This window comes from Oleiphilus sp. HI0067, assembly GCF_001635735.1.
Genome location: NZ_LWFI01000991.1, coordinates 1 through 1,360, shown reverse-complemented (window position 1 = coordinate 1,360; position 1,360 = coordinate 1). Strand labels below are relative to the sequence as shown.

The following is a 1,360-nucleotide window of genomic DNA, read 5'->3' as shown; positions in this document are numbered from 1 at the left end:
ACTACTTCCCCGAAGTCCGAAGCATGGGGGGCGCCATTATCCTCATGTCACTAACTCTATACCCTTATATCTACATGCTGGCTCGCGCCGCATTTTTGCAACAATCAGTTTCTCTTTACTACGCCGCTAGAAGCCTGGGTTCGAATTCTTTTGGCTTTTTCTTCCGCGTATCATTACCGATTGCGCGACCTGCAATTGTCGTCGGTCTATCTTTGGTTCTGATGGAAACACTGAATGACTTCGGTACCGTTGATTACTTCGCAATTCAAACGCTGACTGCAGGCCTTTATGACACATGGCTGAATATGAGCAATTTAGGCGGTGCAGCTCAAATTGCTACCGTGATGATGTTAGCTGTCGTGTTTTTAATCATGATGGAGAGAAAATCTAGGGACCAACAGCAGTCGTTTTCTAGCAAAACTCAATCACGTCCTCTGCCAACTCAACACCTGACTGGAAAAAAGGCTTTCTTCGCTACTCTACTCGCATCAACACCAATTGTTTTTGGTTTCTTAATTCCGGTCATCATTCTTTCCGACTATTCGATTCATTACTTTGACAAAAGCTGGAACACGCAATTTTTTACCTACGCATTTAATAGTTTTTCTCTGAGCTTTAGCGCCGCATTCATCACTTTAGTCATCGCATGTATTTTGGCTTATACGAAGCGCTTAGATAACTCAAAATTCACCCGCTCTATGACACAAGTATCTAGCCTAGGGTACGCAATTCCAGGTGCCGTTTTGGCAATCGGCGTAATTATTCCGCTCGCGGGCTTTGATAACTGGCTTGATAGCATTGCTCGCAGCCATTTCGGATTCAGCACTGGCTTATTATTGAGTGGAAGTATTGCGGCATTACTTTTTGCCTACACTGTGCGCTTCTTAGCCGTCGCAACCGGAGCTATAGATTCAAGCCTTGAGAAAGTTACACCATCGATGGACATGGCCTCTCGATCTCTTGGAAAGAGCAGCCTGACAACGCTAATACGCATTCACTTACCGATCATAAAACCAGGCGCATTAACGGCCATGCTTGTCGTGTTTGTAGATTGTATGAAAGAGCTTCCTGCAACACTGATACTGCGCCCATTCAATTTTGAAACACTGGCAACGCATGTGTATCAATTTGCGTCAGATGAACTGATAGAACAATGCGCATTATCAGCTTTAGTAATTGTTATTGTGGGAATTATTCCTGTGATTTTACTTAGCCGCTCAATCAATCGAACGTAGTACTTATCTGAAATGTTGAGACATAAAAAAAGCGACCCAAGGGTCGCTTTTTTTATCGCTGGGAACTTATTCCCAAACTACTTTAGCTCTACCAGCATACCAACCATCAATTTGATCTTTGTACT

Annotated in this window: 1 protein-coding gene; it reads left to right on the top strand. The window is 43.5% G+C overall.

Going from position 1 to position 1,360, the window contains the following annotated elements:
* On the top strand, positions 1–1,235 hold a 1,235-nt coding region (locus A3739_RS12920; protein WP_082878397.1), incomplete at its 5' end, for an iron ABC transporter permease.
* Positions 1,236–1,360: the final 125 nt, after the last annotated feature.